General features: G+C 67.4%; 21 protein-coding genes and 1 pseudogene. 16 read left to right on the top strand and 6 right to left on the bottom strand.

Annotation, left to right across the window (positions count from 1 at the left end):
- Positions 1 to 102 precede the first annotated feature (102 nt).
- Positions 103 to 299 (top strand): annotated as a pseudogene (locus IO33_RS53180) (IS256 family transposase); the annotation flags it as partial.
- A 670-nt stretch (positions 300 to 969) separates the two neighbouring features.
- Here IO33_RS53180 and IO33_RS0140080 read toward each other — a convergent pair.
- Positions 970 to 1,938, bottom strand: coding sequence for a dihydrodipicolinate synthase family protein (locus tag IO33_RS0140080; protein WP_209439004.1), 969 nt, complete (start codon positions 1,936 to 1,938; stop codon positions 970 to 972).
- A gap of 29 nt (positions 1,939 to 1,967) precedes the next feature.
- Between IO33_RS0140080 and IO33_RS0140075 the strand changes: the two genes are divergently transcribed.
- The 4 genes from IO33_RS0140075 (at position 1,968) to IO33_RS0140060 (ending at position 6,666) form a co-directional block, all read left to right on the top strand.
- Positions 1,968 to 2,924, top strand: a complete 957-nt coding sequence (locus tag IO33_RS0140075; protein ID WP_031174032.1) for a LysR family transcriptional regulator — start codon at positions 1,968 to 1,970, stop codon at positions 2,922 to 2,924.
- A 320-nt stretch (positions 2,925 to 3,244) separates the two neighbouring features.
- Positions 3,245 to 4,504, top strand: a complete 1,260-nt coding sequence (locus IO33_RS49945; protein ID WP_051927267.1) for a sensor histidine kinase — start codon at positions 3,245 to 3,247, stop codon at positions 4,502 to 4,504.
- A 348-nt stretch (positions 4,505 to 4,852) separates the two neighbouring features.
- Positions 4,853 to 5,347, top strand: a complete 495-nt coding sequence (locus IO33_RS45070; protein ID WP_342448401.1) for an NUDIX domain-containing protein — start codon at positions 4,853 to 4,855, stop codon at positions 5,345 to 5,347.
- A gap of 113 nt (positions 5,348 to 5,460) precedes the next feature.
- The gene (locus tag IO33_RS0140060) at positions 5,461 to 6,666 is read left to right on the top strand and encodes a UDP-N-acetylglucosamine--N-acetylmuramyl-(pentapeptide) pyrophosphoryl-undecaprenol N-acetylglucosamine transferase (protein ID WP_031174030.1); all 1,206 of its coding nucleotides are present in this window, start codon (positions 5,461 to 5,463) and stop codon (positions 6,664 to 6,666) included.
- On the opposite strand, the gene IO33_RS0140055 is transcribed toward IO33_RS0140060, so the two are convergent.
- The 4 genes from IO33_RS0140055 to IO33_RS0140040 are packed head-to-tail and all read right to left on the bottom strand — an operon-like array spanning position 6,626 to position 10,206.
- Positions 6,626 to 7,051: a low molecular weight protein-tyrosine-phosphatase gene (locus tag IO33_RS0140055; RefSeq protein ID WP_245236035.1), complete on the bottom strand. Its 426-nt coding sequence runs from the start codon at positions 7,049 to 7,051 to the stop codon at positions 6,626 to 6,628. The two genes, IO33_RS0140060 and IO33_RS0140055, sit on opposite strands and share 41 nt — an antisense overlap.
- Positions 7,036 to 8,184, bottom strand: coding sequence for a DegT/DnrJ/EryC1/StrS family aminotransferase (locus IO33_RS0140050; RefSeq protein ID WP_031174028.1), 1,149 nt, complete (start codon positions 8,182 to 8,184; stop codon positions 7,036 to 7,038). Before IO33_RS0140050 ends, IO33_RS0140055 begins: the two co-directional genes overlap by 16 nt.
- Entirely contained in the window at positions 8,181 to 9,191 is a 1,011-nt protein-coding gene (locus tag IO33_RS0140045; protein WP_051927266.1) for an ATP-grasp domain-containing protein, read from the bottom strand. The genes IO33_RS0140050 and IO33_RS0140045 overlap by 4 nt, the downstream gene beginning before the upstream one ends.
- Positions 9,184 to 10,206 (bottom strand): dTDP-glucose 4,6-dehydratase, encoded by a 1,023-nt coding sequence (locus tag IO33_RS0140040; RefSeq protein WP_051927265.1) that lies wholly within the window; start codon positions 10,204 to 10,206, stop codon positions 9,184 to 9,186. Before IO33_RS0140040 ends, IO33_RS0140045 begins: the two co-directional genes overlap by 8 nt.
- 250 nt (positions 10,207 to 10,456) lie before the next feature.
- Between IO33_RS0140040 and IO33_RS0140030 the strand changes: the two genes are divergently transcribed.
- Entirely contained in the window at positions 10,457 to 11,728 is a 1,272-nt protein-coding gene (locus tag IO33_RS0140030; protein ID WP_078964123.1) for a helix-turn-helix domain-containing protein, read from the top strand.
- Between the two features lie 281 nt (positions 11,729 to 12,009).
- Positions 12,010 to 12,441, top strand: coding sequence for a phosphotransferase family protein (locus IO33_RS51905; protein WP_051927264.1), 432 nt, complete (start codon positions 12,010 to 12,012; stop codon positions 12,439 to 12,441).
- A gap of 426 nt (positions 12,442 to 12,867) precedes the next feature.
- Here IO33_RS51905 and IO33_RS48630 read toward each other — a convergent pair whose 3' ends face one another.
- The gene (locus IO33_RS48630) at positions 12,868 to 13,257 is read right to left on the bottom strand and encodes a cupin domain-containing protein (RefSeq protein ID WP_078964122.1); all 390 of its coding nucleotides are present in this window, start codon (positions 13,255 to 13,257) and stop codon (positions 12,868 to 12,870) included.
- Between the two features lie 440 nt (positions 13,258 to 13,697).
- On the opposite strand from IO33_RS48630, the gene IO33_RS0140015 reads away from it, so the two are divergent.
- The 9 genes from IO33_RS0140015 to IO33_RS0139970 all read left to right on the top strand — a co-directional run bounded on the left by IO33_RS0140015 (position 13,698) and on the right by IO33_RS0139970 (position 23,813).
- Positions 13,698 to 14,936, top strand: coding sequence for an MFS transporter (locus tag IO33_RS0140015; protein WP_078964121.1), 1,239 nt, complete (start codon positions 13,698 to 13,700; stop codon positions 14,934 to 14,936).
- A 141-nt stretch (positions 14,937 to 15,077) separates the two neighbouring features.
- Positions 15,078 to 15,938, top strand: a complete 861-nt coding sequence (locus IO33_RS0140010) for an isocitrate lyase/phosphoenolpyruvate mutase family protein (protein ID WP_031174023.1) — start codon at positions 15,078 to 15,080, stop codon at positions 15,936 to 15,938.
- A gap of 122 nt (positions 15,939 to 16,060) precedes the next feature.
- Positions 16,061 to 17,032: an NAD(P)-dependent oxidoreductase gene (locus IO33_RS0140005; RefSeq protein WP_063765859.1), complete on the top strand. Its 972-nt coding sequence runs from the start codon at positions 16,061 to 16,063 to the stop codon at positions 17,030 to 17,032.
- Between the two features lie 42 nt (positions 17,033 to 17,074).
- Positions 17,075 to 18,181, top strand: a complete 1,107-nt coding sequence (gene argC, locus IO33_RS0140000; protein ID WP_031174021.1) for an N-acetyl-gamma-glutamyl-phosphate reductase — start codon at positions 17,075 to 17,077, stop codon at positions 18,179 to 18,181.
- Positions 18,178 to 19,404: a phosphoglycerate kinase gene (pgk, locus tag IO33_RS0139995; RefSeq protein WP_157858044.1), complete on the top strand. Its 1,227-nt coding sequence runs from the start codon at positions 18,178 to 18,180 to the stop codon at positions 19,402 to 19,404. The genes argC and pgk overlap by 4 nt, the downstream gene beginning before the upstream one ends.
- Positions 19,405 to 19,406: 2 nt before the next feature.
- Positions 19,407 to 20,522 (top strand): iron-containing alcohol dehydrogenase, encoded by a 1,116-nt coding sequence (locus IO33_RS0139990; RefSeq protein ID WP_031174019.1) that lies wholly within the window; start codon positions 19,407 to 19,409, stop codon positions 20,520 to 20,522.
- A gap of 11 nt (positions 20,523 to 20,533) precedes the next feature.
- Positions 20,534 to 21,745, top strand: a complete 1,212-nt coding sequence (locus IO33_RS51500) for an ATP-grasp domain-containing protein (protein ID WP_051927262.1) — start codon at positions 20,534 to 20,536, stop codon at positions 21,743 to 21,745.
- Positions 21,746 to 21,764: 19 nt separating this feature from the next.
- Positions 21,765 to 22,994 carry an ATP-grasp domain-containing protein gene (locus IO33_RS0139980; RefSeq protein WP_051927261.1) on the top strand — a complete coding sequence of 410 codons (1,230 nt, stop codon included), beginning with the start codon at positions 21,765 to 21,767 and terminating at the stop codon, positions 22,992 to 22,994.
- Positions 22,995 to 23,606: 612 nt separating this feature from the next.
- Complete coding sequence (locus IO33_RS0139970; protein ID WP_031174015.1) at positions 23,607 to 23,813, top strand: cold-shock protein; 207 nt, start codon at positions 23,607 to 23,609, stop codon at positions 23,811 to 23,813.
- Positions 23,814 to 24,063 lie beyond the last annotated feature (250 nt).

The raw sequence follows: 24,063 nt of genomic DNA, 5'->3' as shown, positions 1-24,063 counted from the left end.
GAACATGTGCGTTTTCGAGCGAGAGTCGTTGGAGGCGCTGGCGACGCTGACGTCCCCCTCGCGTTCGGTCAGGTAGGTGTGGGCCGACGGGGCGAGCCCTGAGCCCACCTGATCCGCGACTGCGCCCGCCAGGGCATGCGCGCGCCGGCCCGAGCGGACGGCGACTGCGCCCTGGACTTCTGGAAGGCCCTGGCCGAAATGTTGCCCGAGACCCGCGAGCAGTGGTGCTGGGTTCACAAAACCGCAAACGTGCGCGACGCCAGCCGAAGTCCCCGCAGCCCGGAGCGAAGAAGGCCATCCATTCGGCGACAGTCAGTGCACGTTGAGGCGGCTGCTCCAGGCACAGCTCCAGCCGCCACGCCAGATGGCCAGTCCTGCACAGGTGAAGGTGCAACCGACGCCGACGCCCCAGTCGTCACCTTCGTACCGGACCGTGGGGTCAGCCAGGGCGGAGCGGAGACTGCCAACGGTTCGCCCCTCGGTTGGGGTCGAGCCCATCACGCCCTCCGGTGGTAAGGGCATCAAGCACGCGGCATGGGGCCGCATACAGCCGAGCGAGACAGCCCGTACCGCGTCCCGGTCACCGCAAGGACCTTCCGCGCGTCCGCAGATCCACGCCGTGATGACGGGCCGCGGGGCAGATGCAGCGCTCAAGTGTGTTGCGTTGCTTGTAGGCGTCGTGATCGAAGGCCGGTGGCCTGCCGCCTTGGCTGTCGTGTCACTTGCGGTTGACGGCCTGGTCGGAGGGCTGCGAGATCACTGCCCAGATCCCGCGCCGGCGGAGATGCGATCGGATCACACGCCGGTGCTCACGCCACCGCCCTCCGCGCTTCGGCGTCCGGTCCGGCACATCGGCTCGATGCGTGCCCACTGGGCGTCAGTCAACGACACACCAGACCAACGATCCGATGATCTGAAGAAAATGGTCTGGCCCGGCCGTGTGTGGCCGCCGGGGACCATCTGCCCGTGTCAGGCCGCGGCCTCATGGTGGGCGTGGTGGGTCCGGGCGGTGGCCAGGTCCGCCGCCCGCCGGATGGAACCGGCGGAGGCGGCCAGCAGCGGCAGCCGGACGGCGGGGCTGGGGATGCGGCCTTGGGCGTGCAACACGCCCTTGATAACGGTCGGGTTCGGCTCAGCGAAGAGCGCGGCGGACAGCCGGGCCAGCTCGGCTCCCAGCCTGCGGGCCGGCTCTGCGGCGTCGCGCTGCCACAGCGAGATCAGCTCGGTGTAGTCAGCGGTGCGTACATTGGCCGACGCCAGTATGCCGCCGCGGGCGCCCGCCGCGAGCAGCGGCGAGATGACGGCGTCATCGCCGCCGAGCACCGCGAAGCCCGGTGTCTGCGAGCCGAGCAGTTCCATCGCGGCTGCGTCGATCGCGCCGGTCGCGTATTTGACGCCGACGACCTCGGGTAGGTGCCCGAGCGTGTTCAGCGTGCTGGTGCTGAGGCGCTGACTGGTGCGGTACGGGATGTCGTAGACGACCAGCGGCAGGCCGCCGTGTTCGGCGAGTGCTGTGAAGTGCGCCAGCGTTCCCGCCTCACCGGGCCGGGTGTAGGGCGGCGCGGGAACCAGCGCCGCGGCGACGTCACCGCTCTGAGCGAGCTCCCGCAGCGTCGTGATGGCGGCGGCGGTGTCGTTCGTGCCGACACCGACGATCAGCGGAGCTCCGTGTGCCTGGCAGGCGGCCGCACAGATGCGGACCACGGCCTGCTTCTCCTCGGTGGTCAAGGTGGCCGCCTCAGCGGTGGTGCCCAGGGCAACGAGTCCGCGAGCTCCGCCGACTGACAGCACGTCATCGGCGAGCCGGGCAAGCGCGTCCGGGGCAAGGCGCAGGTCGTCGGTGAACGGGGTCACCAAGGGGACAAACAGGCCGGTGAGGTTTGCTTCGGGCTTCATACGCCCAGCCTGACGGACAAAAACACAGTAGATCCAGTTCATGTTTCTTCACTTGAGCGTAAGCTCAGCTTATGCTTGATGTCCGACGTCTCCACCTGCTGCGCGAACTGGACCGACGCGGCACCATCGCGGCCGTGGCCGAGGCGCTGACCTTCACCCCCTCGGCCGTCTCCCAGCAGCTGGGCGTGCTTGAGCGCGAGGCGGGCGTACCGTTGCTGGAACGAAGTGGCAGACGGGTGGTGCTCACGCCCGCGGGCCGCACCCTCGTCACCCACGCTGACGCGGTCCTCGAACGCCTCGAACTGGCGGTCTCCGAGCTGGCCGGGGCGCGCGAGGGTATCGGCGGGCCGCTGCGGATCGGGACGTTTCCCTCTGGCGGCCCCGCGATCGTGCCCGCCACGCTGGCCGAACTGGCCCGCCGGCATCCCGCGCTGGAACCGATGGTGCAGGAGATTGACTCGGCGCGGGTCTCCGACTGCCTGCGCGCCGGCGAACTCGACGTGGCTCTCGTCCACGACTACGACTTCGTGCCCGCGTCACCGGACACCACGGTCGACCAGGTGCCCCTGTTGGAGGAGCCGATGTACTTGGCCACGGGCGGCCCTATCGACGGCGCTCTCGGTACCGGTCCCACCGACAGCGCTCTCGCTTCCGGTCCTGCCACCTGCGGCGACACGCTGGCGGAGCTGTTGGGACCGTGGGCAGCGTCCCCGTGGATCACGGCCCGGGACGGTACGACCGGTCACGCGATGGCCGTACGTGCCTGTCAGGCGGCCGGTTTCCAGCCGCGCATCCGCCACCAGGTCAACGACTTCCGCACGGTGCTGGCACTGGCCGCCGTCGGACAAGGTGCCGGATTCGTGCCGGAGATGGCCACCGCACACGCCCCCGACGGCGTGGTCCTGACCCGGCTCCCCCTCTTCCGTCGCTCGAAGGTCGCCTGCCGCGCGGGTGGCGGCACGCATCCGGCGGTCGCAGCATTCGTGTCGGCGGCGCGAACAGCGGTGGGCACCGGCCGTGCCTCCTAGCCAGGGACGGAGATCGGAGAAGCCTATGCAGTCACAGCAGTGGCTGGCGACGAGGGACGACTTCGATACCCAGGGCCGCGACCCGCTGCGGCGCCCCTCCCGGGAATCGCGGTCACCCGGCCGAGCAGCTCTCCGCGCGCCCTGGTCTTCGGCGATGGCGATCTGGGCGACGCCGCTGAAGGGCGCTCTGGTACGTCGCGGCGTTGCCCGGTTGTCGCCGCCATCGGGGCATGGCGGGACTTGCGCCGACTGCTATCAGTGGTGCTTTCCGATCGAGTCAAGCGCCTCGTCCGTGGTCCGTGCGTCGCCGCGCCCCCAGGATGGGCCGCCGCCACCCTCATCCTGCCCAGGCCGAGGCTTCCGACCAGCCTTCCATCACCGCTCAGCGCGCCCTGGACGACCGCGACCAGGCGCTTGCGCGCCACCGCCAGCACCCGAACTGCCACCAACACCGTGACTGCCTGCGCAAACACGCCGAGGACGAGCCGGCGACCGAGGTGCCGAAGCGGCCCCGGACCGGCGTCGAGACGCTCACCACGCTGCAAAGGCTCGTCGGTCTGCTGCGTGACGCGGACACCGGCAACCCGGACAGGCGCCCGATGAGCGGCCGCATCGAGGAACTGATCGCAGGATTCGGCCGGTTGGGCCGTCCGGTCGAAACGCGGATCCCCGGCGATCTGGCCGGCCCCGCGGCCGAGGCAATCCACGGCATCGTCCGCGAGGCCCTCACGAACGTCCTGCGGTGCGCGCCCGGCGCCGCCGCCAGCGTGGTGGTTTGGCGAGAGGGCGGCGTGCTCCGGCTGTCGGTGGACAACGGCCCGTCGCGCAACGCCGGGCAGTCCGGCGCGAAGGGCCTCGGTGCCGGACGCGGGGTGTCCGGGATGCGGGAGCGCGCGGCCTCGGTGGGGGGCGAGCTGACGGCTGGCCCGACAGACGGCGGCGGCTGGCGGGTCCTGGCGACCCTGCCCGACGACGCGGCGGGGCAGCCGCCCGAGCAGGCGTGGCGGCGTGACGTGCTGCGGGAACAGCGGTTCACCGATCCTGCACTGGCCTTCGCCGGGATGCTCCTGCCCCTCTCCCTCATCGTTCCGGCCCTCGCTTCCGGTCTTCAAGACGCCGGGTGGGGCATGAGCATCACCGAGATCGCCCCCCGGATGGCCCGTCTCATTGCGACGGACCCGGTGACCGGCGAGCAGTGCGAGCTCGATGTCCTCAAGGAGATCTTCCACAGGCCGCCCGCCCGCAGCGACGCCGGACCGGTCCTCTCCCGCGACGACGCCGTCGGACTGAAGGTCCGCGCACTCCACGACCGCGGCTTCCCCCGCGACGTGATCGACGTCTACAGCGCCCGCGACCTGTACACCACCGGGGAGCTCGAGCGGCTGGGCGCCCAGCACGATGAGGACTTCGATCTTGAGGAACTCCACGGGCGGCTTGAAGCGGTCGACTTCACGTCCGACCGTGAGTACGCCGCCTACGGGATGAGCCCCGGCCAAATCACCGATCTGCGGGCATGGGTCCAGCAGTGGCACGACGACCTCGGGCTGCGGCTGGCCGAACCCTACGACGACACCGACTGAGGCACCTCAGTTCGCCTACCGCGGGCGCGTGCGTCCGGGCAGCCGGTAACTGCTGGCCGACGTGGAGAGTCGATGTCAAGGTGGCGGTCTGGAGCCGGTTCTACGATGGGCCGGTGACCGAGACGCTGCCCCCGGTGACATTGACCTCTTCGACGTTGAACGGCTCCTGTTGACCGAAGGTGCGGAGCCGCCGCTGGCCCCCCAGGACGCTGAGGCCCGAGATCGGGTGTGGGACATGGCAGTCCGGGCCAACCCCACTCTCTGCGATGGGCCTGTGGTGGACTGGAGTGGACTGGCCCGCGCGTCCTGCGTCTGTCCTGGGTGCGTGTGACCTACCGGCATTACGCCTTGCGTCGTGTTCCCGGCGCCACCGCACTGCCCTCGTTGTTCGTGAACGTCGTCCAGCCGACGGACGACGGCCGTGTGCTGGCAGCGAGGATGTCGCCCTCTACGGCCGCCCCGGGCCGCTGGCAGCTGCCAGGCGGGTCTGTGGAGCCTCCCCAGGACGGGGCGCTGCTGGACGAGTCGGCATTGGCCGGCCAGGCCGCGCGAGAGCTCTTCGAGGAGTTGGGAATCGGCACGGCTGCCGAGGACCTGAAGCTGTGGGTCGTCACCCGCGATGAAAACGGCAGTATCGGCCTGACCTACCTCGCCCCGGCCCTGCCCGAGGCAACGCTGCGCGCGGACTTCACCGCTGCTGCGGCGGCCGAGCGCGTCCAGGGCCGTGAACCTGAACTCGACGACATCGCCCTGGTGTGCTCACCGGACGAACTGGCCCATCTGGCCGGTCCGCACGCGGACTACCTGGAGCCGATCGTCCGTCGCTTCTGCGGGTGCCACTGAGGTCAGGAGTCGGGGGCGCGGCCGAGGCATAGCGGGGATGCGGGCGAGACCGTGGTCCGCAGCCGCTACTGTGGCGACTCGCCTGATCTCCGCCAGATTTGGAGCAGCCCCGGATGAACAGCACCCCTTTCCGTCTCGTCGTCACGGGCGGCGGGACCGGCGGACACACGTACCCCGCGTTGACTGCCGTGCGTACTCTGCAGGCCCGGCTCGCTGCCCAGGGCCGGGCGCTCGAGACGCTGTGGATCGGAACGGCCACCGGCCTGGAATCGAGAGTGGCGCCGGCAGAGGGCATCCCTTTCACCACCGTGGTGACCGGCAAGATCCGCCGCTCCAAGAACCCGCTGAAGCTGGCGTCCCCAGCGAACGTGCGTGACATGGCGCGGGTGCCACTCGGCGTGATCCAGGCCCGCCGGGCCATCGACCAGTTTGAGCCGGATGTAGTGCTCGCGACGGGCGGCTACGTGGCAGTCCCGGCCGGGCTGGCGGCGCGGATGTGCCACCGCCCGCTGGTGCTGCACGAGCAGACGGTGCGGCTGGGGCTGGCGAACCGGAAGCTAGCGGCGTCGGCTGCGCGGATCTGCGTGTCGTCGGAGTCGACGCTGGCGCTGCTTTCGGAGTCGGCGCGGCAGGTCGCCGTGGTGACGGGTAACCCGGTACGGCCGGAAGTGCTGTCGGGAGACGCCGACCGGGCGGTGCAGGCGCTGCAGCTGTGGGGCTTCGACCGGCAGCTGCCGACCGTATACGTCACCGGCGGCGCGCAGGGCTCGCAGCAGATCAACGAGCTGATCAGCGGGGTGCTGCCGTGGCTGCTGCCGTACGCAAACGTCATCCACCAGTGCGGCCCGGCCAACGAGGAGGGCCTGCGAGCGCTGGCGGCCGGGCTGCCGCCTGAGCTGGCAGGCCGCTACTACCTGGCCGGGTTCGTCGGTCCGGAGCTGCCGGACGTGCTGGCGCTGGCCGACGTGGTGATCTCTCGCAGCGGTGCGGGGACGCTGGCGGAGCTGACCGCGCTGGGCAAGCCCGCGGTGTTCGTGCCACTGGCGTCGTCGGCGGGCAATGAGCAGGCGCACAACGCGCGGCATCTTCAGGAGGCCGGGGCCGCGGTCGCGCTCGAAGGTGATGTGACGGCGGACCAGGTGCGGAACGCGTTGGGCCCGCTCCTGGCCGATGCCCATCTTCGGTGGGGTATGGCGGAGCGGGCCCGTGCGTACGGCCGTCCGGACGCGGCCGACAGGCTCGTGGACGAGATTCTGTGCGCCGCGTCCGGGCAGCCGGTCACTGCTGGCCGAGGTGGAGAGCCGTCCCGGTCTCGATGAGGACGGCGCATGCGTTGAACGCCTCCTGGTCCTTGCCCATCGGGTCGGGGACGTCGCGGTCGCCGAGGTAGAGCCCGAGCTTGTGCTCGTTGGCCTCGCCGCAGATCGCCCGGAGCGTTTCGAGGACAGTGGCGTCCATCGCGAGGACGCTGTCGGCCCAGTTGAGCATGTTGAGGGTGATCTGCTGGCCGCGGTGGGCGGTGAGGTCGAGACCGAGGCGCCGAGCAGCGGTGATCATCGACTCATTGGCGGGCTCACCTTCCCACTTCCCGATCAGCCCCGCCGAGCGGATCTCCAGCTCGGCGGCGCCCCGCCGGGCGAGCGCGACCGCCGCGAACGGCGATCGGCAGTAATTGCCGAGGCAGACGGTCAGGACCTTGCGCACGATGCGGCTCCCACAGTCTTCAGGGCCTGGCCGAGAGCGGTGACGACCTGGTCGATGTCGGCCTCGGCGAGGTGCTGATGAAACGGCAGCGTCAGGAGCTCCCGGCCGACTTGCTCGGTGGCGGGCAAGTCGCGCCGCCACTCGGCGAACGCCGGCTGCAGATGGTTGGGCGGATAGTGGACGCCTACGCCGATGCCGCGGGCCTTCATCCGCGCGTGCACCTTGTCCCGGTGCGGGGTGCGGACCTGGCACAGGTGTGGCACGGAGCGGTCGGGGTCGACGTCGACCAGGGTCACGCCGTCCAGGCTGGCGAGGGCTCGCCGGTACGCGCGCCACAGGCCGCGGCGGGTGGCCGCCGTCTTCTCGAAGTGCGGGAGCTGGGCGAGGCCGATGGCGGCGTTGATGCCGGACATCTGGTACCGCAGCCCGAAGCCCTCCACGCAGTAGCGGGTGGTCTGGGCGCGTTCGGCCTGGGACTGGACGACGCCGAGCATCCGCATCCGGCGGATCGTGGCGGCCTCCGCGTGGCCGCGCGGGATCACAACGCCGCCCTGCCCGCAGGTGAGGTTCTTGATCGGCCCGAAGCTGAAGCACGTCAAGTCTCCGGTGGCGCCGACGCGGCGGGCGCCGTTGCGGGAGCCGAAGGCGTGTGCGGCGTCCTCCATGGTGGCGATGTCCCGGGCGGCCAGCTCCGGGCGGATGCGGGATAAGTCGATGGCCCGGCCGCCGAACAGGACCGGCATGACCGCGCGCGTGCGGTCGGTGACGGCGTCCATGACGAGTTGGTCGGTCACGCACAGCGTGGCCGGGTCGACGTCCACGAAGACCGGAGTGGCGCCGACGGCGAGGATCGCCTGGACGGTCGCGCAGAACGTCATGGACGGCACGACCACCTCGTGTCCGGGGCCGACCTTGGCGGCGAGCAGCGCCGTGTGCAGGGCCGCGGTGCCGGACATGACGGCGACGGCGTCCCGGACGCCCAGGAAGGCGGCGATACGGCGCTCGAACTCCTCGGTGACGTCGGTGTGCCCGTACTGCCCGCTCTCCAGCACCTCGGCGACCGCGGCGGCCTCCTCGCCGAACAGGAACGGGCTGGCGTTGCGCCCGACGTCGAGCCTGGCGGTGATGGTCATGCGGTGGCTCCCTTCGGGGCGGCGGCGACCTCCAGCTCGGTGATGTCGCCGACGCGCAGCGTCTCCAGGTAGTTCGTGAGGAACACGCCAGCGCGGTAGGTGAGCCGGTCGTGATCGACCGGCTCACCGAACAGGCCGTTGACCATCTGGCCGACGAGATCCGCGCCTGCGGCCTCGGTCAGCGCGAACCCTCCGGCCACGCGGACGTTCAGCTCGGTGATCGTGACTCGGCCGTCGTCGGTGATGAACCCTTGGACGCAGCACAGGCCGGCTGCACGGACGGCGCGCAGCGTGTCTGCGACCAGGTCGTGCACGGCTTGGTTGTCGAACGTTGTGCTGACGGCGACGCATCCGGCCTTCACCAGGTCGCGGCGGCGCAGGATCACGGAGGCCTGGCCGTCTCGGTCCACGAGGCAGTCGGCGGTGAACTCGGTGCCATAGACGCGTTCTTGCACGATCGGAGCTGGGACCAGCTCGCAGAGCACGCGAACGTGCCGCAGCGAGGTCACCATGTGCACGCCCTGGGCGCCGTGGCCGCCGCGCGGCTTGACGACCAGCTCGACGCCGGCGGGCACCAGGTCGAGGTCTTCGGGCTCCCAGGCGCGCGGCGTCGGGATGCCGTGCTCGGTCAGGACCCGGTGGAAGCGGCGCTTATCGATGCAGTCGTGCACCGACTTGGCGTCCGGCAGCCACAGGCGTACGCCGTCGGCTTCCAGGCGGGGCCGCAGGTCGAGCAGCGGCGGCAGGTCGTTCTCGATGCCGGCCACGATCGCGTCGACGGCCAGGGCCCGGCACAGCTCGGTGATGGCATCCGGGTAGTCGGGGTCCTTGGCGAGCGGGACGACGTACGGGCAGACGTCCTCCAGGAAGAAGCCAGGGGCGAGCGAGTTGGCGTCGACGGCGACGACCTGGTGTCCGAGCCGCAGCAGGCTGCGGGCCAGGCCGAAGCCCGGGGTGGCGCCGACGCCAGTGACGAGGATCCGTCGCGGGGTCGTTTGGTCAGGCATGCTGTCGCTCCATCTGGGAGGTCGGGGCGGTGTGAGGGGAGAGCATGACTGGCCGGGGGCTGCGCGAGAGCGGCGCCCACCGGTCGGGGTTGCGGCGGTACCAGTCGGCGGTCTCCTCCAGCCCGGCGTGGAAGTCGCGGGCGGGCCGGTAGCCAAGGGCGGCGAGCTTCGACCAGTCCATGGCGTAGCGCAGGTCGTTGGACAGCCGGTCGGGGATGTACTCGACGCGGTCCCAGTCGGCGCCGCAGATCCGTAGCAGCTCCCTGGTCAGTTCCTTGCTGGACAGGTCGGTGCCGCCGCCGATGTTGTAGACCCGGCCGGGCACACCCAGGCGCAGGACCAGTTCGATGCCGTAGCAGTTGTCTTCGACGTGGAGCCAGTTGCGGATGTGCTGGCCGCGGTCGTGGAGGGTGACGTGCTCACCGCGCAGCAGGCGGGTCACGAACAGCGGGATGATCTTCTCGGGGTGCTGGTTCGGGCCGTAGTTGTTGGAAGAGCGGGTGACGCAGACGGGCGCACCGTACGTCTGCCAGTAGCTCAGCGCGATCAGGTCGCTGGAGGCTTTCGCCGCTGCGTAGGGGACGGTCGGGCGCAGCGGGTAGTCCTCGGTGGCCGCGCCTTCCAGCAGCGGCCCGTACACCTCGTCTGTGGAGACGTGCACGAACTTCTCGATGCCGTGCCGCATGGCCGCATCCACAAGGATCTGGGTGCCGTGAACATTCGTGGTCAAGAAGGTTCCGGCGGTGGTGAACGAGCGGTCGACGTGGGACTCGGCGGCGAAGTGGACGACCGCGGCGTGCTCACGGACCAGGGCGTCGACCAGTTCGCAGTCGCAGATGTCGCCGCGCACGAACTGCAGCTTGGGACTGAGGAACCCCGACCCGAGGTTCGCGACGTGGCCGGCGTAGGTCAGCGCGTCGAGCACGGTGACCTGCTCGATGTCGTCGGCGCTCAGCATGCCCCTGACGAAGTGGGAGCCGATGAACCCGGCTCCGCCGGTGACCAGCAGCTTCATAGGTGCCTCCGGTGAGGGTGACCGGCTGGCGGCAAGGGTGTGCCGCGGTTGGTCCGGTCGTGGGACGCCCGGCTGTTGCCGGGTGCGTTCTCACCCTGGCGGCCCGCGCGGGCGGCGCAGAGCCGCCGGGCAGGTATTGGCATCCGGTGTGCGGAACCAGCACACGATGTGCGTCCGCGCGCGCCCTCCCAACACCCCTCGAGTGCCGCTAAGTTCTGCACCACCCCATCCCGGGTCCGAGGAGGTGCCCATGGGCGCGGATGCTGAGATCGGTACCCTCTTACGCGGAGCGCGCTGCGCCCTGCGGCTCACGCAGACCCAGGTCGGCACGGCCTGCGGCTATTCGGCGTCGGCCGTATCCCGCATCGAGAGCGGAAAACTGCGAGTCGACTACCCAACCTTGATGCGCTTCGCCGCATTCCTGCGGATCGCACCCGAGCAACTGCGTGCGTCTGCCGTACCCGGCATGACCAATATCGCTACGGTGGCCGAAGGTTGCCGGTCGGTTGAGGAGGACGAGGTGCGTCGTAGGAACCTGCTGACGGGAGTGGTGGCAGCGGGGGCGACGGCCGTCGTCGGCGCCGAGCCGGCTGCCGCCGCTCCGGTCGATCTGGATGTGGCGCTGTTCCGGTTGCCGCAGGCGGAGCCGATTCCGCTGCCCCGGCTCGTGGGGCAGATCGCTTCCGCCCGGCAGGACTACTGCGCCACCCAGTACACGCGTCTCGGGCAGCTGCTGCCCGGCCTGATCGCGTCGGCGACCGCAACGAGGGACGCCTCGTCGGGCCGTGCTCGTGAGAAGGCGGACATGGCCCTGGCCCGCTCGTACGTGCTGGCGGCCGAACTCGCCGCAAAGCAGCACTCGGACGCGGCGTGGGTGGCCGCGGACCGTGGGCTGGCGGCTGCGCGCTGCAGCGGCATCCCGGTGGCCGTCGGGGAGGCCTCGCGGCAGCTGGCGATTGCCATGCGTCGCTCGGGCCGGTCCGCGGCCGCGGTACACCTGCTCACCAAGGAGGCCGCCGACCTGGACCCCTCCCGCGACCACACCGGCGCCGTGCGTACGACACTGCTGCTGACCGGCGCGTACTCGGCGGCGACCGGGCACGACCAGACGACCGCCCTGTCCCTGCTTGAGGAAGCCAAGCAGGAGGTGGAGCGACGGCCGGCCGTGCCGGGCCTATTCACGGTGGAGGCCACCCTCGCTCAGGTTGACGCCTACCGGATCAGCGTGCTGAACGCATTGGGCACCCCAGACGAAGCGGTCGATGTCGCTGCCCGGCTGAACGTGGACCGGATGCCAACGGCGGAGCGGCGGGCACGTGCGTGGACCGACGTCGCCCGCATGTGGAACGCGCTCGGGGACGGCAAGCAGACGTTCGCTGCACTGCGCAGGGTGGAGCAGGAGGCCCCGCAGGAGGTGCGGCGGCCCGCGCTGCGGACGCTGACGGCTGGTCTGTTGTACGGGCCGACCCGCATCGAAGGGATCCGCGAGTTCGCGGCCCGCACCGGCGCCTTGGTCGCCTGACCGCGCCTGGCCACAGAGAAGACTCTGTGCCCCGCTGTATCCGGATGCCACTACCGTGCTCAACTGATCCGGCTCCGCGGCGGACAGCTCGCGGTCGACCACCCAGAGACCGGGGTCGGCGAGCCGGAACGCCATCTGCTGCTCGGGCCGGCGCAGTCCGGGCTCGCGTTCCAGCAGCCGGTGACGCCGGAGAAGATCGAGGCGATCTGCCGCCGCGTCTTCGGGACCAACACACAGGTCACCGCCGCCGTCGGAGGCAGTTCCGCAGTGAGCGCGCCCTGATGCGCAACGAGTTCGCGACCCTGCCCTACCTCGCGCCGATCGCGCCGCTAATGCCCCGGCTCATCGCCGCCGACTTCACCCACGAGGCCATCGAGCGGGACGTCATGGTCCAAACGCTCCTGGACGGCGTCCCGGCCGCCGAGCAACTCGGCACGTACCCGCGCTCCACCTGGCCAGACTTCTTCCGGCAACTCGGCGAGGTCGCCCGCACCGTCCACGCGGTCCATGGCCCACACTTCGGCCCCGTCAGCGGCCCCGGCTACGCCTCCTGGAGAGAGGCCCTGGCCACGTCCTTCACCGACATTGCTGCCGACCTCGACACGGCTGGGCTGGACGCTGCGGACGTACGCAAGGCGGCGGACCTGGTCGACGAGCATCGGGCGGCCTTCGACGAGATCACCGAGCCCCGTCTCCCATCAGGAAATTTTTGAACAATCAACTGTCTTCTTGACGCATCTGCCCCGCTGTCCACACTCAGCGGGGTACTCGACTTCGACCGAACCCTGTGGGGCGACACGGTAGCCGACTGGACCATCCGCATGGCGACTGCGAAGCAGGACGAGAAGATCGCGTTTTGGGAGTCCTACGGGCCGAGTAGAGACTGTCCCAACGCCGTACTGAGGGCGCGAATCTAGGAAGTCCGGCACTTCGGCGCCATCCGCCTTGAGCGTCACAGGCTCGGCAACAGCGAGGACGTAGCCGCGAGTTACGACTCCATCGAGGCCATCCTCGCGACGTTGGGCTGATGCTCGCTCAGTGCCGCGACAGGCAATCAGCCCTGCGGTCGCTCCCTCACCCGGCTCCCGAAGCCCAGGAGTCATTTCCGGCTCGGCGTAGGTGGCGGACCTGGACCATGGTCAGGTCTGCAGCCGCATCTGATCCCGCTCTGTCACCGCATAGCCAGGGACGGAAGGCCACCGAACGGTCAGCACCACCGACTCTTCCTCTGCGAACCATGAGTGATCGACTCCGCGCCCCCATACGACGTAATCGCCCTCCTGTTCCAGAAGGACACTCCGACCGGGGAGTTCAACACGGAAGCGTCCCCTGATGAGAACCAGGAGGGCTGTACGTTCCTCACCTTTGACCCACTGCAATCGCTCATCGCCGCGGGGATGGACACCCCATTTAATCTCCACAGCCTCGCTGTGGCGCGGATCGCCGATGTCTTTAAAATGCCCCAGCAGCCAGCCCCGGTCCAGTGCCGCATCCTTGCCTGCGTTGCCCACGTACACGCTGTCATTCACGCGGCATGACGCTAGCAGCAGTCGTGAGCGCCATCAGCACTGTCGACACACTGCCGCGACCGACAGGAACCAAGCGAGTGACATTTTAGTCGCCCTGTTGCCAAACGCAATCACTTTTTGGCCAACCTGCACCGAGGTGGCGAGGGCTCAACCTTAGAACGGACATAGGTGTCCAATGGCATCTTCGAACTAAATGGCCACTACATGTCACGTTCCAGTCGCCGCAAGTTTGCTGAATATTTACTCTCTTGACATCTCATCGTCTCCTTGGTCAGGATGATCAAGCCCGACCGGCAGGAGCCTGCCGATCTGACCATTGGCACTGCAAAGGCTCCTCGCGGCGCGCATACGGGAAGAGTCGCCACTATCGCTCACTCGGTTTGTGCAGCATGCCGTCGGACTGCGCGGAGTAAGGAAAAAGGGGGTTCTGCGTGAATCGGATGTTTCGGAGTCTATGTAGTGACCTGGTTCCTCAGACCCGAACTGCACGCAGACTCGCTTTTCTCACGCTGATACAGTCGATGGGTACTGGGCTCTTTCTGACTTCCAGTGCGATTTTCTTCACCCGAGTGATCGGCTTTTCGACGGAGTCGGTGGCAGTGGTTCTCTCTGTCGCGGGATTCTTCGGATTCCTGTCCACGATCCCAGCGGGAAGACTCGCCGACAGGTTTGGCGCACGGCTGCTGCTGGCCGGCAACTACGCTGGTCTTTCTGTCTTGTTCGCTCTGTACTGCTTCGGTGACGCCTTCGCCGTGTTCGCGGTGGTTGCCTGCCTGATAGCGGTCGGGGAGACGGCTGGCAGCCCTTTGCGGGCGGCCCTGACATTCAATCTTTTCGGAAGAGAGTCTGCGGCGAAGGTGCGCGCTCAGATGCGAAGCATCTTCAATCTCGGGTCCATGGCAGGTGCGGCTCTGGCGGGCGTGGCGCTGGCGGCAGGCACCGGCCAGGCGTTCTATTCGGTGATCGGTGTCAATGCCTGCGCTCAGTTGATCTGTGCGGTGGTGACCCTGAGTCTTCGTGAACCGGTGCGGCCGGAACACGAGCCACGGCAGTCTGGGGCACAGAGCCGGGCCGCCCTGCGCGATTACCGTTTCGTCGCTGTCACGCTCGCCAGCGGAATCCTGGAGCTCCACAATGCGATGCTGAACATCGGAATTCCGCTGTGGATCACCGTCCGGCTGCGGGAATCCGGCAGTCTCAACTCCGTGGTCATGATATCCAACACACTGCTCGTCCTGCTTTTTCAGGTACGGTTGAGCAGAGGAGCAGATTCAGCCCGCGGGTCCGCAATATTGCAGAGGCGATCAGGAATCTTTCTGCTGGTTTCCTGTCTGGTTTTCGCTGGCACCGCTGCCGTACCCCATGGGTGGGTGGCACCGCTCGTCGTTCTGGCGGCCGTGGTGATGGTATTCGGAGAGATTTATCAGGCGGCCGGGAGTTGGGGTATCTCGTTCGAGCTTCCGCCGCCGGGGCGCCAAGGGGAATATCAGGGGGTCTTTGCTCTAGGGCGTGGCCTCCAGCAGTTTGTCGGTCCCATGCTAGTGACCGCTTTGGTCATCAACATCGGCGCGTACGGCTGGATTGTCCTTGGAATCGTGTTCGGGGTCGTCGGAGCACTATGCGTTCCGCTGGTGCGGGCCGCCGAGCAAGATGCTAAGAAGATTCTCGTCGCCGCCTAGATCGATCCAGTCCATATCGCCTTCCCGACGAACGAAATTCCGTCCATAGCACGGCAGGCTGTTTCCGTGTGGGACTTACTCAATGCTTCCTGGAATGTCTCACCGGACTCAGTGTGCCCCACAACACATTTGGAGAGATAGATGCTCAAGCGTTCGTACCCCTCGTTCCGATCGCTGGTGGAAAAGGGCGAACTGGTCCGCGTAGCCGGCGCCCACGACGCACTGGGCGCAGTGCTCGCGGAGCAGGCGGGTTTCGACGCTGTGTGGTCCTCCAGCCTTGAAGTGTCCGCGGCTCGGTGCCTTCCCGACGCCAGCGTCCTGACGATGACGGAGTACCTTGACGCCGCCGCGAACATGCAGAAGGCGCTCGGTATACCGGTCATCGCCGACTGCGACACGGGCTACGGCAACAACCTCAACGTGGTGCACATGGTCCATGAGTACGAGGCCGCCGGCATCACCGCGGTGTGCATGGAGGACAAGTTGTTTCCGAAGCTCAACAGCTTCGCAAGTGGCGACCAGACGCTATTGAGCACGGAGGCGTTCTGCAGCAAGATTCGTGCAGCGAAGGGTGCCCAGGCCACGGGAGACTTCTTCGTCGTCGCGCGCACTGAGGCACTGATCAATGGCTTGAGCGTGGACGTCGCCCTGGAGCGGTCCCACGCGTACTGCGATGCCGGAGCCGACGCCGTGCTGATTCACTCCAAGTCCAAGACCAAGGACCAGGTCGAGGAGTTCCTGTCGCGCTGGGACGGCCGCCGTCCGGTCGTCATCGTTCCCACCACCTACCCGGACTGGCACGTGGACGACATCGCCAAGGCCGGCGTGTCCGTCGTGATCTACGCAAACCAGGGGCTTCGCGCCACCGTCGCGTCGCTGCGCGAGACGTTCGAGTCCATCTGCCGGCACGGTGACTCCACCGACCTAGAGGACCGCATCGCCGCGGTGAGCGATGTTTTCGAGCTCCAGAAACTCAAGGAGTGGCAGAAGCTCGACGCCTAATTCCATCTGACCTCCTGCCGAATCGCCGTGGGGGCAGCCCGCTAACGGGCTGCCCCCAGGGCGCCACAGGGCCACATCAGGCGGCCCATAGCGATCATTCAGACTGACAGGGAACCCACCCCGTGAACTCAGTTCCGCCCTCCTCACCCGCTCGCCACAAAGTTCTGGTCGTCGACCCCATCGCGCCTCAGGCGCTGGAGGAACTCCGGGCGGCGTACGACGTCAGCATGCATATGCAGCCGTCCACAAGCGAACTTGTTGACCTCTTGCAGGGCAAGGACGCGATCGTGCTGCGCAGCGGCGTGAAGCTGCCAGCCGAGGTCATCGACGCCGCCGCGCAACTGAGGGTCATCGCACGCGCGGGCAATGGAACCGACAACATCGACCTCGCGGCGGCCGAACGCGCCGGGATCCAAGTCTTCAACATCCCGAGCGTATCCTCCGGCGCGGTAGCCGAATTGGCCCTCGGACTCACCTACGCGGTGACGCGTCACATAGCCCTCGCGGACCGGCAGATACGCAGCAACCTGTGGAAAAAGTCAGAGCTGGCGGGCATCGAACTGGCCGACAAGACGATGGGCATCGTTGGGATGGGCGGCATCGGCTCCCGCCTGGCAGCACTGGCACGCGGCGTCGGCATGCGGGTGGTGGGTTCGGTGAGCCGTCCCACGCCAGAACGCGAATCGGAATTCGCACGTGCGGGTGTCAAGCTGATCGCCAACGACGAAGTGCTCCGCCAGGCCGACGTCGTCGCTCTGACCTGCCCCCTCAACGACCACACCCGCAACCTCATCACCGCAGCGGAACTGGCCACGATGAAGCCCGGCGCCTACCTCGTCAACGTCTCCCGCGGAGGAGTGGTTGACGAGAACGACCTCTACGACGCCCTTGCGCGACGGCACATCGCCGGAGCCGCCATCGACGTCCTCGCCGTCGAACGAGAACCGAGCCGGCTGACGGAGCTGGACAACGTCGTCCTCACACCGCACATCGGCGCCATGTCGGTCGACTCCCAGAACCGCATCGGAGCGATGCTCCTCGACGGCCTTGCCTTGGCGCTCGCCGGACAGGACGCCCCCACCCGCATCGTCTGACCGCTCCGGGCCAGAAAGCCCCACCATCGAGAAAGCACTCCCATGCAACTGAAGAACGACGGTTTGAGCGTCGGCGTCGTGGGCGCCACCGGCTACACAGGCGGCGAACTGTGCCGACTGCTGCTCAACCACCCTGGCGTCAGCCGTATCCTGCCGACCGCGCGCGGAGACGAGCAGTTCGAGCGCCTCCACACCAACCTCATGGGCAGCGGTCTGCAGTTCCTCAGCCTCGACGACCTCAAGCGCCGGGTCGAAGAGCTTGACGTGGTCTTCTTCTGCACGCCCTCGGGCGAGGCCATGCGCAACGCGCCCTGGTTCCTCGACCACGGGATCCGCGTTGTCGACGTCAGCGCCGACTTCCGCTTCTCCGACCCTGACGTCTACCAACGGGTCTACGGTTCCCCCCACGCCGCTCCCGAACTCCTGCCCGACGCTATCTACGGAGTGACGGAACTGAACCGCGAGTCCATCGCCAAGGCGCGAGTCGTCGCCAATCCTGGGTGTTACGTCATCACCGCGATCCTGGCTCTCACGCCACTGCTACGTGCCGGGTGGGCCGACCTCGACGCCCCCGTCCACATCAGTGCCGTCAACGGCACGACCGGGGCCGGAAACAAGCCCAAGCGGTCCATCATGCACGCCGAGGTGCTGAACTCCATGCTGCCCTACAGCATGGAAGGCCATCGGCACGGTCCGGAACTGGAAAACCATCTTGCGGCCGAGGCAGGCCGCCCACTGACCGTGGACTTCAACACCGCCCACGGCAACTTCGCCCGCGGCATCTACCTGCAGGCCAACTTGTCCGTGCACCCCAACGTACGAGAAGGCATGACACGTGAGCGGATCCTTCAGCTGCTGACCGACTTCTACGGCCAGGGCGGCGAGAAGGAGTTCTTCGTGCGGGTGAACACCTTCCCCAAAACCGGAGGAATCAACTCGAAGGAGTACGACGTCTACCCGAGCGTAGCCGGCGTCATGGGCTCGAACTTCTGCCACATTGGTGCCGACTACGACACCCAGCGGGGCATCGTCAAACTCCTGTCAGTTACCGACAACCTGGTCAAGGGAGCCGCCGGTTCAGCCATCCAGAACATGAACGTGATGTTCGGGCTGGACGAGACGACCGCCCTGCGGGCGTACGGGTTGTGACCGTGAACCGCTCGGGGCAGCACACGGCCACGCAGAACGCTCCCCGCTCGCTCCTCGACCGGCGGATCTCCAGCGGGGAACGTTGGATCTTCTCGGCCGGCTTCAACGTGGCATCGGGCATGCGCGACACCAGCCGGATCGACACCGAACTGGCCGACATCGCCCGTCTCGCCGACGCCGGGGCGCGGGTGGCGGTGCTCTCCCACCAGGGGCGTCACAAGGACGGTTCGGCACAGCACCTGGGCGACGTCGCCGCTTATCTGAGCGGGCGACTCGGCAGGAACGTTGTCTACGTTCCGGAGAACACCACCGACTCGGCCGTCGAACACTCCCATGCGTTGGTCCCCGGTGAGGTGGCGCTCTTTGGGAACACGCGGCACCACCCGGGAGAGGAAGTCAACGATCCCGCGCTCGCCGCCCGGTTCGCCTGTCTCGGAGACGCCGTTGCGATCGGCGGCTTCTCCAAAGCCCACCGCGAACACGCGTCCAACACCGGGCTGTTGAAGTACCTTCCCGGGTGGGCTGCACACAGCCTGCTGGCGGAGGTAGAACGGCTCTCCCCCTGGTCTGGCGCCGATCCGTCCGTGCCCTCCCTAGCAGTGCTGGGCGGCGTCAAACCGGAGAAGACACTCATCGGACTGCGCAGTTTCTCCCGCGCGTACGACGTCGTGGTGCCGGCTGGGGTCGTCCTCAACCATGTGTTGAACGCGCTGGGCCACCAGGTAGGCGACTCCGAACTCGGCGAAAAGCCCGAACGCTGCGCGAAGGCCACAGAAGAGATCCTGAACTCTGCGGCTGCCCGCATCCACGTGCCCAGCCAGCTGGTCATCGCTCGCAGATCAGAGGGCTCCTTCACGGATCCGCGCGAGATCAACGTCAACGACGGAGTTCCGCCCGGGTTTGCCATTGTTGACTTCCGTCTGGAGCCCTGGCTGCTCGAACTCATGCGCGAGTTCTGCAACAGCGGATGCCGGGCCGTGCTGGCGGGAACACCGAGTTTGTTCCTCCAGGGGTTCCGCCACGTCTCGACACAGTTGCTGGACTGGGTCTCGGCGCCGGAGGTCGAGGCGATCCTCCTCGGTGGGGACACTGTGTCCGAACTTCCTTTCGATGGCTCTACGTCGACCGGCGGTGGCTCTGCGCTGTGCTACCTGGGCAACGGGGACCTCCCTGTTCTTCGCGCCCTGCGCGAGAACGCCGCGATGTCCTGGACGGAGATCTGACGATGTTCGACTTTCACATTCCGACCCGGATCGTCTTCGGCCGAGGCCGTCTTGAGGAGCTAGGGACGCACACCCGCGCCTGGAGCGACCACGCCTTGATCGTCTGCGGTCGTTCCGCCATGCGAACGGCTGGAGTACTAACCCGTGTCCAGTCGATCCTGTCCGCTGCCGGCGTCAAGGCTGAGGTGTGCGACCGGATCTCCGCCAATCCCCGATCAGACGAGGTAGATGCGGCGATCAGGCAGGCCCGGCGCTTCGGCGCCCGAGTGGTCGTCGCGCTAGGCGGGGGCAGCGCGCTCGACGCCGCTAAGGCCGTGGCAGTCGGAATCGGACACGAATCAGTTGCTGGGCTCGTCGGACGCACACTGGAGCCCTCCCCCGACTCCCTGCCAGTGATCGCGGTACCGACCACGGCCGGTAGCGGTGCGGAGGTCACCAAGGGCGCGATCATCACGGACGTGGTACGGGGCTTGAAGTCGGGCATTCGTGGTGACGATCTCTTCCCGAAAGTCGCGATTGTCGACCCGGCACTGACCGACATACTTCCCCGCCGCGTCGCCCTCGACTCAGGCTTCGACGCCATGGCCCACGCCGTCGAGGGCTTCCTCGCGCGTCGTTCCGGTGAGATGAACAAGGCCCTTTCGGAGCGGGCCGTCGAGCTTCTGGCACCGGCCTTGCGTCGAGTGGCCGCCGGAGACACGAGTGCGGAAGTCCGGGACACCATGGCGTTCGGGTCTCTGCTGGGAGGGATCAACGTGGCCACGGCCAGCACCTGTCTCCCGCACAGACTCCAGCAGGCGATCGGGACGGCTGAGCGTGTCGGCCCGTCCCACGGATCCGGTCTGGCCATGCTGTACCCGGCCTGGCTGGAGTCCGTCGAGCACGTAGCCGGTGACGACGCAACGGCCATAGCCAGGTTTCTCGGTGCGACAGACCTCCGCCTCGCCATGCAGTGCCTGCTGCAGGACATCGGTCTGACACAAAGGCTGAGTGACTACGGCTACGTGGCGGACGACGTCCACGGCTTCACCGACCGTGTCTCGGGCAACCTCGACAACGACCCCCACCCCGAGATCACAGCCGAACTGATCACCACGATCTACACCAGCAGCCTCTGACAGGGAAACCCGTGAAAAAAGCTCTCCTCATCGGCTGGCGGTCAGGCGCCGCCCAAGCTGTTGAAGCCGTCGGCTACGCGCCCACGTGCATCATCACTCCCGCCGACAAACCGGCCGCCCTCCGCGCCGGCTTCGACGGCGGTCTTGTCACCGCCTCCGATCCGGCCGACGTCGAGCAAGTCCTTGCAGCTCTCAAGCGGCACCACATCGATATAGCCGACTTCGCCGCGGTGGGCACCAATCTGGAACGCTGCATGGTCACCGCCAGCACCATTGGTGCCTTGGGCGGCGCCCGCTCCATACCCGTGCACACGGCGGTGCTGCTGCGGGACAAGATTGCTCAAAAGGCCGCGGTCGGTGCAGCTGGTCTACCCGTTGCCACCTGCCACACCATCGACACCCTTGACGACCTGCCAAGCGATCCCGATGTGTACCCGCTGGTCGTCAAGCCCCTGGCCGGGGAAGGCACCCGCGAAACCCACTTGCTGCAAGATGCACCGGATGCCCGCCGGCTCGCCGAAGCGCGCCCCGCCAACGCCGGGCATGGCCCCTGGGCGGTCGAGGAGTTCATCGACGGCGCCGAGCTGCAGATCGACGGCGTCGTACGCGACGGGCAGCTGTGCGGGTTCACCATCTCCCGTTACCTGCAGAACCTCATCGCCATCAAGACTGGCGGACTTGTCGGTGGCGTCCTCCTGAACCCGGAGGATCACCTGCGGCTGTACGAGCAGGCCACGGATCTCACCACAGCGGCGCTGACGGCTCTCGGGCACACGGACGGCGTGTTTCACCTGGAGGCATTCGACCAAGGCCACCGTCTGGTGTTCAGCGAATGTGCCGGCCGCGTCAGCGGCGGCCTGGTGCGGGAAATGCTGGTGCGGAAACTGGGCCTGGACCTCACCGCTGAATGGGCTCGCGCCCTCGTCCGGGCGAAACCTGAAATCCCGGCCGAGCCGCGAGATGATCTCTGCTACGGCTTTGCGAACCTCGCCGCCCCACCTGGCGAGATCGTCTCGATGCCCACCACGGCAGACGTACTGCTCCGCGATCTCGTGGTCGAGGCCGCCGTCGAACTCGGCCCGGGTCTCACCGCGCCGGATCAGACCACCGCATCCAATCTACGCGCTGGACGGTTCATCGCGAGCGCCGACAGCGAGAAGGCGGTCGAGGCCGCTGTGTACGACACCCTTACCTGGTTCGCCGACCACACAATCGTCAAATAGAAGGAGAGTAGAGGTTCCCATGCCCAGCACCCCCACGGCGGCGGTCATCATCCTATTTCGCGGCACCAAGGAACGGCATCTCGAAGTCCTCACCCAGGCCGTCCAAGCCGTCATCGACAGCGACCTGACGCCCGTCTGCATCGCGCCCGAGAACACCGTTATCCCGGACGCGCTGGGAGCGGAGCGAGCCTTCTACAACCAGGCCAGCCCCGACAGCCTGACCGACGCAGTCCAGCGGGCAGTAGCCGACCGGCCGATCCGTCGCATCCTCGCGCTGGATGAGAAAGATGTGCAGCCCGCCGCCCACCTACGCGGCATCCTCGGCATACCCGGGCTCACATCGCGGCAGAGCGTGTACTTCCGCGACAAGAATGCCATGGCCGCCCGCTCAGCTGAGCTGGGCTTGAACGTCGCCCCATCCTGCCAACCCCACACACTCGCCACCGTGGAAGAGTTCGCCACACGGGTCGGCTACCCACTCGTGGTCAAGCCCTACGACGGCGTCTCCTGCATCAACACCTATAAGGTCAACGATGCTGTCGAACTCAGGCAGCTGTGGCCCAGCATCGAAGAACAGCGACATGATTACCGAGTGGAGGGCTTCGTACACGGCCGCCAGTTCCACGTCGACACGATCGTCCGAGACGGCGTCGTCGTCTTCGAAAGCGTCTCGGAGTACACGGCGACCATCCTCGACAATCACGGCCACGGTCCGCTGGGCAGCATCGCCCACGCCGACACAGACAACCCCCAGCATCTCGCGCTGCTGCGCCAGAACCGTACCGTACTTGACGGCTTCGGCCTGACCACAGGCATCACACATGCCGAGTTCTTCCTGCAGGACGACGGCAAGATCGTCTTCGGGGAGATCGCCGCCCGCATGGCAGGGGCCTGGAACACGATGATCTACGCCGGCGCGTACGGCATGCAACTCGCCTACACATGGGTGAGGACCGAGATTGATCCGGACTACCACTGGAAGCCCGACACGCGGCGGCCTGCGGCGGCCGAGTTTCTCTGGACCGACAGCACAGGCACCATCGAGTCCATCACCCCCGCCGAGACACTTGAAGCCCTCCCCGGTGTCTTCGATGTCCAGATCTGGAAGAAGCCCGGCGACTTGATCCACCCCAATGAAGGAACGCGCGGCCAGGACATCGGGCGAATCATCATCACAGGCTCCTCAGTCGAAGCGGTGAAGGAGTACACGAACAAGGCCCGGAACACATTTAGAGTCACCACGCGATGACCCCGAGCGTGCTCGGCCTCCTCCTTCCTCAATGGGTCGAGCACGCGCCGAAGAGCGAGGAACCAATGGATACCAGGCACCTGATGGGCAGTGACCTTCATGCGTAGACCCGAGAGGGGGCTGTAGTTCCGGGGGTGAGCGCTCAAAGATCGCTGTCAGGCGCGGCCCGCCCTTACCGGGCCCAGGGAGCGCCACGCCGGAGCAGGCGCCGGCGACGTGAAACACGGCCGGTGCCTGCGATGCGACAAGGACTTCCAAGCCGCGCCCTGCCCGATCTGCGGCAGCTACCGCATCGACGGCTCCTACGGCATCTCTGGGATCCGCTTCACGACGCTGCCCCAGACCGTCGAATGCAAGGACTGCCGGAGCACGCTCCCGGCGCGCGATCCCGGCCCCGAAGGGTCGTCCAACCACTAGCTGCGCGCTTCTGATCAGCAGACGTGCCAGAGCCCGGCCTGTACGGGATGACGGTGTTGGCGAATTGCTGCCTGCCGTGCCGTTGCTTGAAGATCCGCTCGATGAGGGGTATTCAAGGGTGAAGGCAGGCAGCAGCGGGCTGCCTCGGCCTTGGGTGTCGCTGGTTCGGCGGTGTCGAAAGAGAGACTCATACCGATGGCAACAGGCGTAGTGAAGTGGTTCAACGCCGATAAGGGATTCGGGTTCATTCAGCAGGATGACGGCGGACCGGACGTCTTCGTCCACTTTCGGGCCATCCAGTCCACCGGATTCAAGGAGCTGTACGAGGGTGACAGGGTCGAGTACACGGTGACGCAGGGGCCGAAGGGGCCGCAGGCGGAGAACGTCGTCCGGCAGAAGTGACGGACGATGGTGGAGCATGCGTAGGGGCTCCGTACCGACTGTGAGGTCGCTGGGACGGAGCCCCGGCTGCCGATTCGCCGACAGCGTCATACCGCACAGGCCGGGCCCCGGGCCCACGCATGTCCGGCGTCCTACAGGATCACAACCCCCGCAACGCAGGGCCACACCCGAAGGCCCGAGTATCGACGACCGCGGCTGCACTACGACTGAACCGAGTCCTACCCCGCCAACGCCCCCGAAGGGTGGCGTT

The sequence above is a fragment of the Streptomyces durhamensis genome, from assembly GCF_000725475.1.
GTDB classification, from domain to species: Bacteria; Actinomycetota; Actinomycetes; order Streptomycetales; family Streptomycetaceae; genus Streptomyces; species Streptomyces filipinensis.
Note: the sequence above shows the minus strand (reverse complement) of the source record. Positions and strands in the feature narration are given on the sequence as shown.

Bases quoted from the DNA above. Each gene is read 5' to 3' on its own strand.
- IO33_RS0140080 (WP_209439004.1), bottom strand. From the start codon at position 1,938: ATGAACTGGATCTACTGTGTTTTTGTCCGTCAGGCTGGGCGTATGAAG.
- IO33_RS0140075 (WP_031174032.1), top strand. From the start codon at position 1,968: ATGCTTGATGTCCGACGTCTCCACCTGCTGCGCGAACTGGACCGACGC.
- IO33_RS49945 (WP_051927267.1), top strand. From the start codon at position 3,245: ATGGGCCGCCGCCACCCTCATCCTGCCCAGGCCGAGGCTTCCGACCAG.
- IO33_RS0140060 (WP_031174030.1), top strand. From the start codon at position 5,461: ATGAACAGCACCCCTTTCCGTCTCGTCGTCACGGGCGGCGGGACCGGC.
- IO33_RS0140050 (WP_031174028.1), bottom strand. From the start codon at position 8,184: ATGACCATCACCGCCAGGCTCGACGTCGGGCGCAACGCCAGCCCGTTC.
- IO33_RS0140045 (WP_051927266.1), bottom strand. From the start codon at position 9,191: ATGCCTGACCAAACGACCCCGCGACGGATCCTCGTCACTGGCGTCGGC.
- IO33_RS0140040 (WP_051927265.1), bottom strand. From the start codon at position 10,206: ATGAAGCTGCTGGTCACCGGCGGAGCCGGGTTCATCGGCTCCCACTTC.
- IO33_RS0140030 (WP_078964123.1), top strand. From the start codon at position 10,457: ATGGGCGCGGATGCTGAGATCGGTACCCTCTTACGCGGAGCGCGCTGC.
- IO33_RS51905 (WP_051927264.1), top strand. From the start codon at position 12,010: ATGCGCAACGAGTTCGCGACCCTGCCCTACCTCGCGCCGATCGCGCCG.
- IO33_RS0140015 (WP_078964121.1), top strand. From the start codon at position 13,698: ATGTTTCGGAGTCTATGTAGTGACCTGGTTCCTCAGACCCGAACTGCA.
- IO33_RS0140010 (WP_031174023.1), top strand. From the start codon at position 15,078: ATGCTCAAGCGTTCGTACCCCTCGTTCCGATCGCTGGTGGAAAAGGGC.
- argC (WP_031174021.1), top strand. From the start codon at position 17,075: ATGCAACTGAAGAACGACGGTTTGAGCGTCGGCGTCGTGGGCGCCACC.
- IO33_RS0139990 (WP_031174019.1), top strand. From the start codon at position 19,407: ATGTTCGACTTTCACATTCCGACCCGGATCGTCTTCGGCCGAGGCCGT.
- IO33_RS0139980 (WP_051927261.1), top strand. From the start codon at position 21,765: ATGCCCAGCACCCCCACGGCGGCGGTCATCATCCTATTTCGCGGCACC.
- IO33_RS0139970 (WP_031174015.1), top strand. From the start codon at position 23,607: ATGGCAACAGGCGTAGTGAAGTGGTTCAACGCCGATAAGGGATTCGGG.